The organism is Chromobacterium sp. S0633 (genome assembly GCF_024158805.1).
Lineage (GTDB): Bacteria > Pseudomonadota > Gammaproteobacteria > Burkholderiales > Chromobacteriaceae > Chromobacterium.
In genome coordinates this window covers 1-13,174 of the sequence record NZ_JAMZGH010000048.1, presented here as the reverse complement: position 1 = coordinate 13,174, position 13,174 = coordinate 1, and the positions used below count along the sequence as shown (strand labels likewise).

General features: G+C 67.5%; 11 protein-coding genes. 10 read left to right on the top strand and 1 reads right to left on the bottom strand.

Annotated features, from left to right (window positions below):
* Positions 1 to 77: 77 nt before the first annotated feature.
* Positions 78 to 944, bottom strand: coding sequence for a formyltetrahydrofolate deformylase (purU, locus tag NK214_RS21235; protein ID WP_253315436.1), 867 nt, complete (start codon positions 942 to 944; stop codon positions 78 to 80).
* Between the two features lie 230 nt (positions 945 to 1,174).
* Between purU and NK214_RS21230 the strand changes: the two genes are divergently transcribed.
* The 10 genes from NK214_RS21230 to NK214_RS21185 all read left to right on the top strand — a co-directional run.
* Complete coding sequence (locus tag NK214_RS21230) at positions 1,175 to 2,428, top strand: sarcosine oxidase subunit beta family protein (RefSeq protein WP_235089150.1); 1,254 nt, start codon at positions 1,175 to 1,177, stop codon at positions 2,426 to 2,428.
* 11 nt (positions 2,429 to 2,439) lie between these two features.
* On the top strand, positions 2,440 to 2,736 hold the full coding sequence (locus NK214_RS21225; protein ID WP_235089148.1) for a sarcosine oxidase subunit delta: 297 nt from the start codon (positions 2,440 to 2,442) through the stop codon (positions 2,734 to 2,736).
* Positions 2,733 to 5,750, top strand: a complete 3,018-nt coding sequence (locus NK214_RS21220) for a sarcosine oxidase subunit alpha family protein (RefSeq protein WP_253315435.1) — start codon at positions 2,733 to 2,735, stop codon at positions 5,748 to 5,750. The genes NK214_RS21225 and NK214_RS21220 overlap by 4 nt, the downstream gene beginning before the upstream one ends.
* On the top strand, positions 5,743 to 6,435 hold the full coding sequence (locus NK214_RS21215) for a sarcosine oxidase subunit gamma (protein ID WP_253315434.1): 693 nt from the start codon (positions 5,743 to 5,745) through the stop codon (positions 6,433 to 6,435). The genes NK214_RS21220 and NK214_RS21215 overlap by 8 nt, the downstream gene beginning before the upstream one ends.
* A gap of 74 nt (positions 6,436 to 6,509) precedes the next feature.
* The gene (locus tag NK214_RS21210; RefSeq protein ID WP_253315433.1) at positions 6,510 to 7,478 is read left to right on the top strand and encodes a dipeptidase; all 969 of its coding nucleotides are present in this window, start codon (positions 6,510 to 6,512) and stop codon (positions 7,476 to 7,478) included.
* A gap of 243 nt (positions 7,479 to 7,721) precedes the next feature.
* Positions 7,722 to 8,783 carry a haloacid dehalogenase-like hydrolase gene (locus tag NK214_RS21205; protein ID WP_253315432.1) on the top strand — a complete coding sequence of 354 codons (1,062 nt, stop codon included), beginning with the start codon at positions 7,722 to 7,724 and terminating at the stop codon, positions 8,781 to 8,783.
* 196 nt (positions 8,784 to 8,979) lie between these two features.
* Positions 8,980 to 9,828, top strand: a complete 849-nt coding sequence (locus NK214_RS21200) for a glycine betaine ABC transporter substrate-binding protein (RefSeq protein ID WP_253315431.1) — start codon at positions 8,980 to 8,982, stop codon at positions 9,826 to 9,828.
* Positions 9,829 to 10,153: 325 nt separating this feature from the next.
* Positions 10,154 to 10,687 carry a DUF5943 domain-containing protein gene (locus tag NK214_RS21195; protein ID WP_107799497.1) on the top strand — a complete coding sequence of 178 codons (534 nt, stop codon included), beginning with the start codon at positions 10,154 to 10,156 and terminating at the stop codon, positions 10,685 to 10,687.
* 282 nt (positions 10,688 to 10,969) lie between these two features.
* Positions 10,970 to 13,030, top strand: coding sequence for an NADH:flavin oxidoreductase (locus tag NK214_RS21190; RefSeq protein WP_253315430.1), 2,061 nt, complete (start codon positions 10,970 to 10,972; stop codon positions 13,028 to 13,030).
* A 1-nt stretch (position 13,031) separates the two neighbouring features.
* Positions 13,032 to 13,174: DUF3483 domain-containing protein (locus tag NK214_RS21185; RefSeq protein WP_253315455.1), on the top strand; the 143-nt coding region annotated here is incomplete at its 3' end.

Here is a 13,174-nt window from a genome sequence, read left to right as displayed (position 1 = left end):
GTATGACGGATAACTGGCTACTGTACCCTGCTTTTGTTGCGTTGCAATAGACAAAGTTCCTGCCAGGCGAACAACTGTCAGCGCAACACCACAGTGCGCCGCTCGGTGATGAAGACGCGCCGCTCCAAGTGGCTGCGCACCGCGCGCGCCAGCGCCTGGCACTCCATGTCGCGGCCGGCGGCCTGCAATTGCTCCGGGCTGTAGGCGTGGTCCACCCGTTCCACCACTTGTTCGATGATCGGGCCTTCGTCCAGATCGTCGGTGATGTAGTGGGCGGTGGCGCCTATCAGTTTGACGCCGCGCTCGTGCGCCTGCTGATACGGCCGCGCCCCCTTGAAGCCGGGCAGGAAGGAGTGATGGATATTGATGGCGCGGCCGGCCAGTTTTGCGGCGGCGGCGCTGGAGAGCACCTGCATATAGCGGGCCAGCACCAGCAGTTCCGCCCGGCTGTCGTCCATCAGCGCCAGCAGCGCGGCTTCCTGGCGCGGCTTGTTGTCCGGTGTGAGCGGCAGATGGTGGAAGGGCAGGCCGTAGGCCTCGGCGATGGGGGCGAGGTCGCGGTGATTGGAGACGACGGCGGCCACCGTCATGTCCAGATCGCCCATCTTCTGGCGATAGAGCAAATCGTTCAGGCAGTGGTCCAGTTTGGACACCATGATCAGCACCCGCGCGCGCTGGCGCCGGTCGTGCAGCCGCCATTGCAGGTCTTGATAGTGGCCGCTCATCCGCGCCATGCCGTCGGCCAGCCGTTCCGGGGCGAAGTCCGGCCGCTCCGGGTGGAAGACGCAGCGCACGAAGAAGCGCCGGCTGCGGGCGTCGTCGAACACCGCCAGTTCATCGATATAGCAGCCTTGCTGCTCCAGCAAGGCGGAGAAGCCGGCCACCTGGCCGGAGGCACTGCGGCAGGCGAAGCTGAGCACGTAGGAGGGGGCGTCTGAGGTCATTGGCGTGTCCTGTTTGTGGGGCGGCACGGGCCAATCTAGGCCTTGTCCCGCGCGCGCGCTGTCCGCCATGCGTCCGCTTTGCGTGGATTTTGGACATCGCCGTGTCGCGTGCGGGCAAGAGGCCGTCCTTTCCAGCCAAATGCGCCGGCGGCGTCGCCCTGAGAATGAGGCCTTCCTCAACCTCGACAGCAGCGGCGCGGGCCCATGGCGGCCCGGCGGCGGGAGCGCAGATGGCAAACCGATATTCGCTGTGGAGCCTGATCCGGCACGGGCTTGGGCATCACCAGGGCTGGCAGCCGGCCTGGCGCAGTCCGCAGCCGGAAAGCAGCTACGACGTCATCATCGTCGGCGGCGGCGGCCACGGCCTGGCCACCGCCTATTACCTGGCCCGCATGTACGGCGTCCGCAAGGTGGCGGTGCTGGAAAAAGGCTATCTGGGCGGCGGCAACACCGCGCGCAACACCACCATCATCCGTTCCAACTATCTGTGGGACGAGTCTTCGCAGCTGTACGAGCACGCGCTCAAGCTGTGGGAGGGCCTGTCCCAGGAGCTGAACTTCAATGTGATGTTCAGCCAGCGCGGAGTGATGAACCTGGGCCACAGCCTGCAGGACATGCGCGACATCGAGCGCCGGGTCAACGCCAACCTGCTCAACGGCGTGGACGCCGAGGTGCTGTCCCCGCGGGAGATCAAGGAGCGGGTGCCCTTGATCGCCATCGGCGGCGACGTCCGCTATCCGATCCTGGGCGCCAGCTATCAGCCGCGCGGCGGGGTGGCGCGCCATGACGCGGTGGCCTGGGGCTTCGCCCGCGCCGCCAGCGAATTGGGCGTGGACATCATTGAGGAATGCGAAGTGACCGGCCTGCTGATCGAGGGCGGCCGGGTGCGCGGGGTGCGAACCGGGCGCGGCGAGATCCGCGCCGACAAGGTGGGCTGCGTGGCCGCCGGCAACAGTTCCACGCTGGCGCGGATGGCCGGCTTGCGGCTGCCGCTGGAAAGCCACCCCTTGCAGGCCTTTGTGTCCGAATCGCTGAAACCCTGCCTGGACACGGTGGTGATGTCCGGCGCGGTGCACGGCTACATCAGCCAGTCGGACAAGGGCGAACTGGTGATAGGCGCGGGCATAGACAGCTATCTGGGTTACGGCCAGCGCGGCAGCCCGCATGTGATCGAGCACACGGCGGCGGCCATCGTCGAGCTGTTTCCATCCTTCTCGCGGCTGCGGATGAACCGGCAGTGGGGTGGCATCGTGGATGTGTCGCCGGACGCCTGCCCTATCATCGGCAAGACCCGGATCCAGGGCCTGTATTTCAACTGCGGCTGGGGCACCGGCGGCTTCAAGGCCACGCCGGGTTCCGGCCACGTGTTCGCCCACACCATCGCTCATGACCAGCCGCATCCGCTGAACGCGGCTTTTTCGCTGGAGCGCTTCGCCTCCGGCCGCTTGATAGACGAACACGGCGCCGCCGCCGTGGCGCATTGAGGGAGATGCCGATGCTGCTGATTCATTGCCCGCATTGCGGGGAGGCACGGGAAGAGGAGGAGTTCGACTACGCCGGGGAGGCCTTCATCGTCCGCCCGGCGGCGCCGGAGCAGGTGGACGACGAGGCCTGGGGCGATTACCTGTTCTGCCGCAAGAACCCGCGCGGCTGGCATTGGGAGCAATGGCAGCACGCCGCCGGCTGCCGCAAGGTGTTCGCCGTCCGGCGTCACACCGTCAGCTACGAGATCGCCGGCAGCTGGACGCTGGCCGAGGGCAAGGCCCGTTATTTGCAGGAGGATCAGGCGTGAGCGGCTATCGCATCCATCGTCCCGGCGAGCGCATCGACCGCAATCGGCCGCTGGCCTTCACCCTGGACCGCGCGACCTATCACGGCTTCGCCGGCGACACCCTGGCCTCGGCGCTGCTGGCCAACGGCGTGCGGCTATTGGGCCGCAGCTTCAAGTACGGCCGGCCGCGCGGCATCGTCGGTTTTGGCGCGGAAGAGCCCAACGCCTTGATCCAGCTGGAAAGCGGCGCCTTGAGCACGCCGGATCTCAAAGCCACCCAGGTGGAGCTGTACCAAGGCTTGCAGGCCTTCAGCGGCTTGGGGGACGCGTCCTGGGGCATGCGGCTCAAGGGCGCGCTGGGCCGGCTGGAGCGTTTCATGCCGCCGGGCTTTTATTACAAGACCTTCATGCAGCCGGCGGGGGCCTGGCCGTTTTACGAGCGCCGCATCCGCGAAGCCGCCGGTTACGGCCAAGCGCCGCGGCTGCCGGACCCGGAGCATTACGATCATCTGCACCACCATGTGGACCTGCTGGTAGTGGGCGGCGGCGCGGCCGGCTTGTGGGCGGCCACGCTGGCGGGGCGCGCCGGCCTGAAAACGCTGCTGCTGGACGAACAGGCGGAGATGGGCGGCTGGCTGCTGAGTGAGCGCCGGCTGCGCATCGACGGCCTGGAGGCGATGGAATGGACGCAGCAGCGCTTGCAGGAGCTGGCGGCGCTGCCCAATGTCCAGCGCTTGCCGCGCGCCACCGTCTTCGCCTTGCATGAGGGCAATCTGGCCTTGGCGGTGGAGTTGTTGCAGGACCACCTGCCGCCGTCGGAGCGCGATCCGGCCCGGCCGCGCCAGCGCCTGCACAAGATACGCGCGGGCCAACTGGTCTTGGCCAGCGGCGCCATCGAACGGCCGCTGGTGTTCGGCAACAACGATCTGCCCGGGGTGATGACCGCCGCCGCCGGCCACAGTTATTTGAACCGTTACGGCGTGGCGGTGGGGCGCCGGCTGCTGCTGCAGACCCAGAACGACGCCGCCTACGACGCGGCGCTGGAGCTGGCCTTGGCCGGGGCGGCGGTGACGCTGGCCGATGCTCGCCCAGCCGGCGCGGCGGCCTGGCGCAGCCGCGCCGCGCAGAATGCCGGCGTGGAACTGCTGGCCGGTTACGGCATCGCCCGGGTGAACGGCGGCGCCGGCGTCGGCGGCGCGGACTTGGTGAAGCTGGCCGCGGATGGCCGGAGCGTGGCCGGCAAGGGGCCGCGGCTGGAGCTGGACGGCGTGCTCTCCTCCGGCGGGCTCAGCGCCACCGTGCATCTGTTCTGCCACAACGGCGGCCGTCCGCTGTGGCGTCCGGACCGTCTGTCCTTCGTTTGCCCGGACGCGGGCCGGCCCGGCGTCGTCTGCGTGGGTGCGGTCACCGGGCGCTGGGAGCTGGGCGAGGCCCTGGCCCAATGCCATGCCGCCATGCTGGCCCAGCTTGGCTGGGGAAGCCAGCGCGGTCTGGGCGCCGCGCCGCGGGTGGAGGCGGAGGAGGTGGCCGCGCCGCGTGAAATCTTCCGCTTGCCGGACGGGCGGCGGGAAGGCGTCGGCGCCAAGGCCTTCGTCGATTTCCAGAACGACGTGGCCGCCGCCGACATCCATCTGGCGGTGCGCGAAAACTACCGCTCCATCGAGCACGTCAAGCGCTACACCGCGCTGGGCTTCGGCACCGATCAGGGCAAGCTGTCCAACGTCAACGGCTTCGCCATCGCCGCCGAGGCGCTGGGCAAGCCCATCGCCGAGGTGGGCACCACCACCTACCGGCCGGCCTACACCCCGGTCAGCTTCGGCGCGCTGGCCGGCGCCCATGTCGGAGAAACTTTCGACCCGCGCCGCTACACCGCCATGCACGACAGCCATACCGCGCGCGGGGCCGAATACGAGCTGGTGGGGCAGTGGCTGCGGCCCTGGTATTTCCCGCGGCCGGGCGAGGACCTGCACGCGGCGGTGCGCCGCGAATGCCGCGCCGCCCGCCAGGGGGTGGCGGTGATGGACGCCTCCACTCTGGGCAAGATCGATGTGCGCGGCCCGGACGCGCGCGAGTTTCTGGGCCGCGTCTACAGCAACGCCTGGAGCAAGCTGGAGCCGGGCAAATGCCGCTACGGGCTGATGCTGGACGAAAACGGCATGGTGATGGACGACGGCGTCACCGCCTGCCTGGCGGACGACCATTTCCACATGACCACCACCACCGGCGGCGCGGCCCGGGTTTACAGCTGGCTGGAGCGCTGGCACCAGACCGAATGGCCGGAACTCAAGGTGCGCTTCAGCTCCATCACCGATCACTGGGCCACCACGGCGCTGGTGGGCCCGCAAAGCCGGGAGGTGCTGCGCAAGCTGTGCACGGATATTGATCTCGACCCTCAGGCCTTCCGGTTCATGGAGGGCCGCGTGGGCACCGTGGCCGGCGTGCCGGCGCGGGTGTTCCGCATCAGCTTCTCCGGCGAACTGGCTTACGAGATCAATGTGGACGCCAGCTACGGCCGTTATCTGTGGGAGGAGGTGATGCGGGCCGGGGCCGAGTTCGGCATCACGCCCTACGGCACCGAGGCCATGCACGTCTTGCGCGCCGAGAAGGGCTTCATCATCGTCGGCCAGGATAGCGACGGCTCGATGAGCCCCAACGATCTGGCCATGGGCTGGGCGGTGGGCATGAAAAAGCCGTTCAGCTTCCTCGGCCGCCGCTCCTTGCTGCGCGCCGACACCGCCGGAGCGGGCCGCAAACAGTTGGTGGGCCTGCTGACGGAGGACCCGCGGCTGGTGTTGCCGGAAGGCGCGCAAATCCTCAACGACGGCAAGAACGCCGCGCCGGCGGCGATGCAGGGCCATGTCACCTCCAGCTACCACAGCGAATGCCTGGGCCGCTCCATCGCCATGGCGGTGTTGAAGGACGGCGTCCGCCGCGAAGGCGACACCGTGCACGTGTGGTGGCAGGGCCATAGCGCGCCGGCGCGGGTGGCGTCCGCGGTCTTCGTCGACAAGGAAGGAGAGCGTCAGCATGTCTGAATCCACATTCAAGCCTGTGCTGGAATCGCCCTTGCGGCATCTGGATTTGCCGGAAGCGGCCGAAGCGCGCCGCGCCGACGGCCGCGTCTGGGGCAATGAAGCGCCCAATCTGGGCTACGCGCTGCTGCGCGGCGACGGCGCCGAGGCCGGGTTTTTCGAGCTGACGGCGCGGATCACCGGGCTGGAGCCGCCGCGCCGGCCCAAGACCTTGAGCCAGGGGGAGGGCGGCGCGCTGCTGTGGCTGTCGCCGGACGAATGGCTGCTGATCAGCCGCCGCCAGCGCCTGGCCGGCTGGCTGCCGGCACTGGAGCGGGGCTTCGCCGAGCAGCGCCTGTTCGCCCAGGCGCTGGACGTCAGCGGCGGCTTCACCGCCGTCTACCTGTGCGGCGAGCCGCACCTGGCCGTGCTGCGCCACCTGGGCGGCTACGATTTCGAAGCGCTGCGTCCCGGCCAGGGCGTCGGCACCTTGCTGGGCAAGGCGGCGGTTCAAGTGCTGCGCCTGGACGGCGACGGCGTGTTCGTGGTCTGCCGCCGCAGCTTTGCCGACTACGTCTGGCTGCTGTTGCGGCGCGCGGCCCGGCCTTACGGCTTCGCGGTGTGCGAGCTGCCGGAAGACGCCGGCCATCCGCTGTGGGCGCAACTGGCGCGGCCGGCGTTGGCGGCGGTCCTGAGCGAGAGCTCTTAAAAAATTATTCAAAGTCCGCGGCGCTGCGGCGGGATAGTTGGACCGAGATGTGGACAAGCTAGGAGGAGATGGCAATGGATTTGCACGCAGACGCGCTGGTGATAGACGGACTGATCATCGCCAAATGGGCGCGGCCGGTGTTCGAGGACATGCGCCGCGGCGGCTTGAGCGCCGCCAATTGCACCGTGTCGGTGTGGGAGGGCTTTCAGGACACCGTGAACAATATCGCCGAGATGAAAGGGCTGATCCGCGAGCACGGCGACCTCTTGACCCTGGTGCGCGGCGTCGAGGATATCCGCCGCGCCAAGGCGGAGGGCCGCACCGGCGTCATCCTGGGTTTTCAGAACGCCCATGCCTTCGAGGACAGGCTGGAATCCGTCGAAGCCTTCGCCGACATGGGCGTGCGCGTGGTGCAGCTGTGCTACAACACGCAAAACCTGATCGGCACCGGCTGTTACGAACGCGACGGCGGCCTGTCCGGCTTCGGCCGCGAAGTCATTGTGGAAATGAACCGCGTCGGCATCATGGTGGACCTGTCCCATGTGGGCGGCCTGACTTCGCGCGAAGCCGTTCTGGAATCGAAAAAGCCGGTCTGTTACTCCCATTGCCTGCCCTCGGGCCTCAAGCCGCATCCGCGCAACAAGAGCGACGAGGAGCTGCGCTTCATCGCCGATCATGGCGGCTTCATCGGCGTCACCATGTTTCCGCCCTTTCTGCGCCGCGGCATCGAAGCCACCGTGGACGACTACGTGGAAGCGATGGATTACGTGATCGCGCTGGTGGGCGAAGACTGCGTCGGCTACGGCACCGACTTCACCCAGGGCTACGATCAGGGCTTCTTCGACTGGATCACCCACGACAAAGGCCGGTATCGCCGGCTGACCGATTTCGGCACCATCCTCAACCCGGAAGGCATTCGCACCATAGGCGAAACGCCCAATCTGACCGCGGCGATGCAGCGGGCCGGCTGGCCTGAGCGCAAGATCCGCAAAGTGCTGGGCGAGAATTGGTTGCGGGTGTTCGGCGAGGTATGGGGGGCTTAGCCCCCCGGCCACGGCCCTGATCCCGCGTTGAGCCTCCTCGCGCGCAAGCGGCGCATTCTTAAGAGCCGTTCAAAGTCTCGCGAGCAAGGGCGAGACAAGGCGAAAACGAGCGAAAAAGCGGAATGTACAGGTGGTACATGAGCATTTTGAGCTGGTTTTCAACGCCGTATCGCTGAAGCGCAGCAGACTTTGAACAGGTTTCAAGGCGGGCCCGCCGCATCCGAAGCACATTCAGGAGGACTTATGAAGCAAGTTAAAGTATTGGGGGCTTTGCTGTTGTCGGCCGCGCTTTGGACCCAGCCGGCGGCGGCGGAGACCGAACTGAAGCACTGGCCGCCCAAGATCGCGGAACGGTTGAACGCCATGATCAAGGCCAATGCCCATAAGGGCGAATACGCGGTGTTCGACATGGACAACACCAGCTATCGCTACGATCTGGAAGAAGCGCTGCTTCCTTATATGGAGGCCAAGGGCTTGCTGAGCCGCGAGCGGCTGGACCCGTCCCTGAAGCTGATCCCCTTCCGCGACGAGCCGGACCGGCCGGAAAGCCTGTACAGCTACTATCTGCGGCTGTGCGAGATAGACGAACTGATCTGCTACCCCTGGGCGGCGCAGGTGTTTTCCGGACTGACGCTGCGCCAACTCAAGACCCAGGTGGACGCGCTGATGGCCAGCGGCGCCCCGGTGCCGGTCAGGTACTTCCATCAGGGCAAGCCGGTGGAGGGCAGCGTGTCGGCGCCGCGCGTGTTCACCGGCATGGTCGAGCTGTACACCAAGCTGCAGGAGAACGGCATCGCCGTCTACGTGATGACCGCGGCCAGCGAAGAACTGGTGCGCATGGTGGCCAGCGATCCGCGCTACGGCTACCGGGCGCCGCCGCAAAACGTGCTGGGCGTCAACCTGCTGCTGAAAGACCGAACGAACGGCGCGCTGACCACCTCGCGTTTGCAGATCAAGCGCGGCGGCTATGAGCCGGAACGCAATTTGGACCTGGAACTGACCCCCTATCTGATGAACCCGATGACCTGGTACGAGGGCAAGGCCGGGACCATCCTGGGCTGGATAGACCAATGGCGCAAGCCGGTGCTGGTGGCCGGCGACACGCCGCAGTCCGATGGCTACATGCTGCTGAACGGCACCGACACGGCCAAGGGCGGCTTGCGGCTCTGGGTAGACCGCAAAGCGGGTTATTGGGATCGGATCCGCAGCTGGAGCCGGGAAGCGGCCAGGCAGCAGCGCAAGCTGGGCCAGCCGGCGACGGCGGACCGCAACTGGCTGGTGGTGAAGCCGGAGCAGATTCAATAAGCGCTGGAAGACGCGGAATGGGGCGCATGGGCATTCTCACGCCGCTGGCAAGCTTGTATCAGACCTTGAACCGCTTTAGCGCCGCTAACAAAACCTCGTAGAGACGCTGGACCAAGGCGCGCCGACGCAGGCAGTACCAGCAGGCGCAACGCAGGGTCGGGGGTTGGCTTAGCGGGTCTTAAGGGAGGAAACGAATATGTTGAGGCAATGGTGTTGCATCCTACTGCTGCTCTTGTGCGTGCCGGCCCGCGCGGCCGAGGCCACGCCCGGCAAACCGCTCATCAAGATCGGCTACGTCGAAGGCTGGGCGGACAGCGTGGTCACCACCCAGGTGGCGGCCCAGATCATTCGCGGTCGGCTGGGCCACCCGGTGGAACTGATGCCGGTGGCCGCCGGCATCATGTGGCAGGGCGTGGCGCGCGGCGATCTGGACGCCACGCTGTCGGCTTGGCTGCCGGTGACCCAGGGCGCGTATTACCGGCAGTTCAAGGACAAGGTGCTGGACCTGGGGCCCAATTACGTCGACGCCCGCATCGGCCTGGTGGTGCCGGACTATGTGGCCGCCCGCGCCATAGGGGATCTCAACGCCGAGCGCGCGGCGTATCAGGGACGCATCGTCGGCATAGACGCCGGCGCCGGGGTGATGCAAAAGACCGAGGCGGCGATCAAGGCCTACCGGCTGAATTTGACGCTGATGCCCAGTTCCGGGCCGGGCATGACGGCGGAACTGGCGCGCGCGATCAACGCCCGCAAGCCCATCGTGGTGACCGGCTGGGTGCCGCACTGGATGTTCGCCAAATGGAAGTTGCGTTTTCTCGACGACCCGCAAAAAGTGTTCGGCGAGGCCGAGCACGTCAACAATGTGGCCCATCCCGGCCTGAGCGCCAAGGCGCCGCGGGTGCTGGCCTTTCTGCAGCGCTTCCGCTGGCGGCCGGAAGAGATCGGCCCGCTGATGCTGGCGGTGGAAACCGGCGCCAAACCCGCGGCGGCGGCGGCCTCCTGGATTCGGGCCCATCCGGAGCGGGTGGCGGAGTGGGCGCCCTGAACCACTGCGCGTTCAATGACATGCCTCCCTTTGGCGGACCGCGGTCCGCCTTTTTTGCGCCCGCGCCGCGAGGTGTCGGCAATGGGCAAAAACCGGTCGCGCCGACGGCTCCGGCCCGGAATGGCCTGCGGCAAGATGCCGGCAATGACGGGCTGCGCCCGACTTGCTCAGAGCCGGTTCACCGTCTGGCGAGCAAGGGCGAGACAAGGCGAAAACCGCTGAGGAAGCGGAAGGGTCATGCGGCATATGGGCATTCGAAGCCGTACTGACCGCGCCATGTCCGACGAAGCGCAGCAGACCTTGAACAGGTTTTCAGGAGAACGGCATGCAACCGCAACTTCCCATCGACGTGGACCCCGACAGCGGCGTCTGGCGCACCAACGGCCTGCCCATGTTGTACGTGCCGCGTCATTTCTTCATCAACAACCACCTGGCCATGGAGGCGGCGCTGGGCCGTTACCAGTACGCGGACGCGCTCTATCAGGCCGGCCATCGCTCCGCCCACTTCTGGTGCGCCAGCGAGGCGGCCACCCACGGTCTGGCCGGCCTGGCCGTGTTCGAGCACTACCTGAGCCGGCTGTCCCTGCGCGGCTGGGGCCGCTTCCGCTTTTTGGAGGCCGACGTGGCCAGCGGCAACGCCCATATCCGGCTGGACCACTCCTGTTTCGTGCTGGCCCAGGGCGAGGCCGGCGCGCCGCAAAGCGAGCACATGGCCTGCTATCTGTTCGCCGGCTGGTTCGCCGGCGCGATGGACTGGGTGGGGGAAAGCCTGGGGCGCGACTACCGCACCGTCTGCCGCGAAAGCCAGTGCGCCGGGCAGGGCGCGCCGTACTGCGCGTTCACGGTCCACCCCTTGTAGTCAGGGTCTGTTGACGTATGTTTTACCGCTGCGTTCGTCCCCAGCCGGATGCGGCGCGCGAAGGCCGCCTCGCCGCAGTGTTATTCACTGCTTGAGGCGGTCGACAAAGCGAGGCACAGGCTGGGGACGAACCCGGAGGGCTGACCGAGGAACGCCCCCTCTACGGCGTTGTCAGGCTTGGCCTTGGTTTGCCAAGGCCTGCGCCCTTCGCCTTGTAGAGCGCACTTTTCTCGGTCAGCGCGGCGGGGAAAACATACGTCAACAGACCCTTAGGAGCCGGCCATGTCTTACCCGCATTTGTTCGAACCCATCACCCTGAACCGGCTGACCTTGCGCAACCGCATCGTCAGCACCGCCCACGCCGAGGTCTACGCCGAAGCCGGCGGCCTGCCGGGCGAGCGCTACATCCGCTACTACGAAGAAAAAGCCAAGGGCGGCCTGGCGCTGGCGATTTGCGGCGGTTCCAGCCCGGTGTCCATCGACAGCCCGCAGGGCTGGTGGAAATCGGTGAACCTGGCCAGCGACGCGGTGATAGAACCGCTGGCGCGGCTGGCGGAAGCCGTGCACCGCCACGGCGCCAAGATCATGATACAGGCCACCCATATGGGGCGGCGCTCCAGCTATCAAGGCGAACACTGGCCGCATCTGCTCAGCCCCTCCGGCGTGCGCGAGCCGGTGCACCGCGGCAACGCCAAGATCATGGAGACGGAGGACATCCATCGCGTGATCGCGGATTTCGCGCTGGCGGCGCGGCGGGTCAAGGCCGCCGGCCTGGACGGCATCGAAATCGCCGCCGCCCACCAGCACCTGATCGACCAGTTCTGGAGCCCGCGCACCAATCAGCGCGAGGACGAATGGGGCGGCAGCCTGGACAACCGGCTGCGCTTCGGCATGGAGGTGCTGCAGGCGGTGCGCGCCGAGGTGGGCGCGGACTTCTGCGTCGGCCTGAGAATGAGCGGCGACGAATTCCACGAAGACGGCCTCAGCCACGACATGCTCAAGGAGATTGCCGCCGCCATGTCCGAAACCGGGCTGATCGACTACCTGTCGGTGATAGGCTCCGGCGCGGACACTCACAACAGCCTGGCCAACTGCATGCCGCCGATGGCGCTGCCGCCCGAGCCTTTCGTGCATCTGGCCGCCGGCATCAAATCGGTGTCCAAGGTGCCGGTGATGCACGCGCAGAGCATACGCGACCCGGTGCAGGCGGAACGCATCCTGGCCGCCGGCATGGTGGACATGGTGGGCATGACCCGCGCCCACATGGCCGATCCGCATCTGGTGATCAAGATCCGGGATGGCAAGGAAGACCAGATCCGCCAGTGCGTGGGCGCCAATTACTGCATAGACCGCCAGTACTACGGCCAGGACGTGCTGTGCATCCAGAATGCCGCCACCAGCCGCGAGTCCACCATGCCCCATCTGATCTCCCGGGCGGCGCGGCCGCGCCGGGTGGCGGTGGTGGGCGCCGGGCCGGCCGGGCTGGAGGCGGCGCGGGTGGCGCGCGAGCGCGGCCACGAGGTGGTGCTGTTCGAGCGGCAGCCGCAGGTGGGCGGTCAGATCCTGCTGGCGGCGCGCGCGCCGCAGCGTGAACAGATGGCCGGCATCGTGCGCTGGCTGGACATGGAAACCCAGCGCCTGGGCGTGGACCGCCGGCTGGGCGCGGCGGCGGACCGCTCCATGATCATGGACGAGCGGCCGGATATCGTGGTGCTGGCCACCGGCGGCCGGCCGCACACCGGCCAGGTGCCGGCCTGGGGCGTGGCGGAGGGGCTGGCCGTCAGCAGCTGGGACATCCTGTCCGGCCAAGTGGAGCCGGCCCGCAACGTGCTGGTCTACGACGCGCTGAGCACCCACGCCGGCTTCGGCGTCGCCGACTATCTGGCCAGCCGCGGCAGCACGGTGGAAATCGTCACGCCGGACGTGAAGGTGGGCGACGACACCGGCGGCACCACCTTTCCCATCTTCTACCGCCGCCTGTACGCCCAAGGCATCATCCCCACCCCCAATGTCTGGCTGGAGGCGGTTTACGCCGAAGGCGACAAGAAAATCGCCGTGCTGCGCAACGAATACACCGAAGCGCTGGAAGAGCGGGCGGTGGACCAGGTGGTGATAGACAACGGCGTGCTGCCGGACGACGCCCTGTACGGGCAACTGAAGCCCTTGTCGCGCAACCGCGGCCAGACCGATGTGCGGGCGCTGTTCGCCGCCGAGCCGCAGCCCTGTCTGGACTGGCCGCTGGCGGCCGGGGAATTCCTGCTGTTCCGCGTCGGCGACTGCGTTTCCATGCACAACATCCACGGCGCGCTCTACGACGCGCTGCGGCTGGCCAAGGATTTCTGACATGAGTTTTCCCTACCTTCTCAGCGGCCTGTTCTGGTTGGGCGCGCTGCTGCTGAGCGCCGGGCTGCTCCGGCGCGCGCGGCTGTGGCGACGGGGGCGCGCCGCGCCGGCGTCCTGGCGCGGCCTGCTGGCCGCGCCCAAGCG

Coding starts and splice junctions, on each gene's coding strand:
- NK214_RS21190 (WP_253315430.1), top strand. CDS start 10,970: ATGTCTTACCCGCATTTGTTCGAACCCATCACCCTGAACCGGCTGACC.
- NK214_RS21205 (WP_253315432.1), top strand. CDS start 7,722: ATGAAGCAAGTTAAAGTATTGGGGGCTTTGCTGTTGTCGGCCGCGCTT.
- NK214_RS21195 (WP_107799497.1), top strand. CDS start 10,154: ATGCAACCGCAACTTCCCATCGACGTGGACCCCGACAGCGGCGTCTGG.
- purU (WP_253315436.1), bottom strand. CDS start 944: ATGACCTCAGACGCCCCCTCCTACGTGCTCAGCTTCGCCTGCCGCAGT.
- NK214_RS21230 (WP_235089150.1), top strand. CDS start 1,175: ATGGCAAACCGATATTCGCTGTGGAGCCTGATCCGGCACGGGCTTGGG.
- NK214_RS21215 (WP_253315434.1), top strand. CDS start 5,743: ATGTCTGAATCCACATTCAAGCCTGTGCTGGAATCGCCCTTGCGGCAT.
- NK214_RS21225 (WP_235089148.1), top strand. CDS start 2,440: ATGCTGCTGATTCATTGCCCGCATTGCGGGGAGGCACGGGAAGAGGAG.
- NK214_RS21200 (WP_253315431.1), top strand. CDS start 8,980: ATGTTGAGGCAATGGTGTTGCATCCTACTGCTGCTCTTGTGCGTGCCG.
- NK214_RS21210 (WP_253315433.1), top strand. CDS start 6,510: ATGGATTTGCACGCAGACGCGCTGGTGATAGACGGACTGATCATCGCC.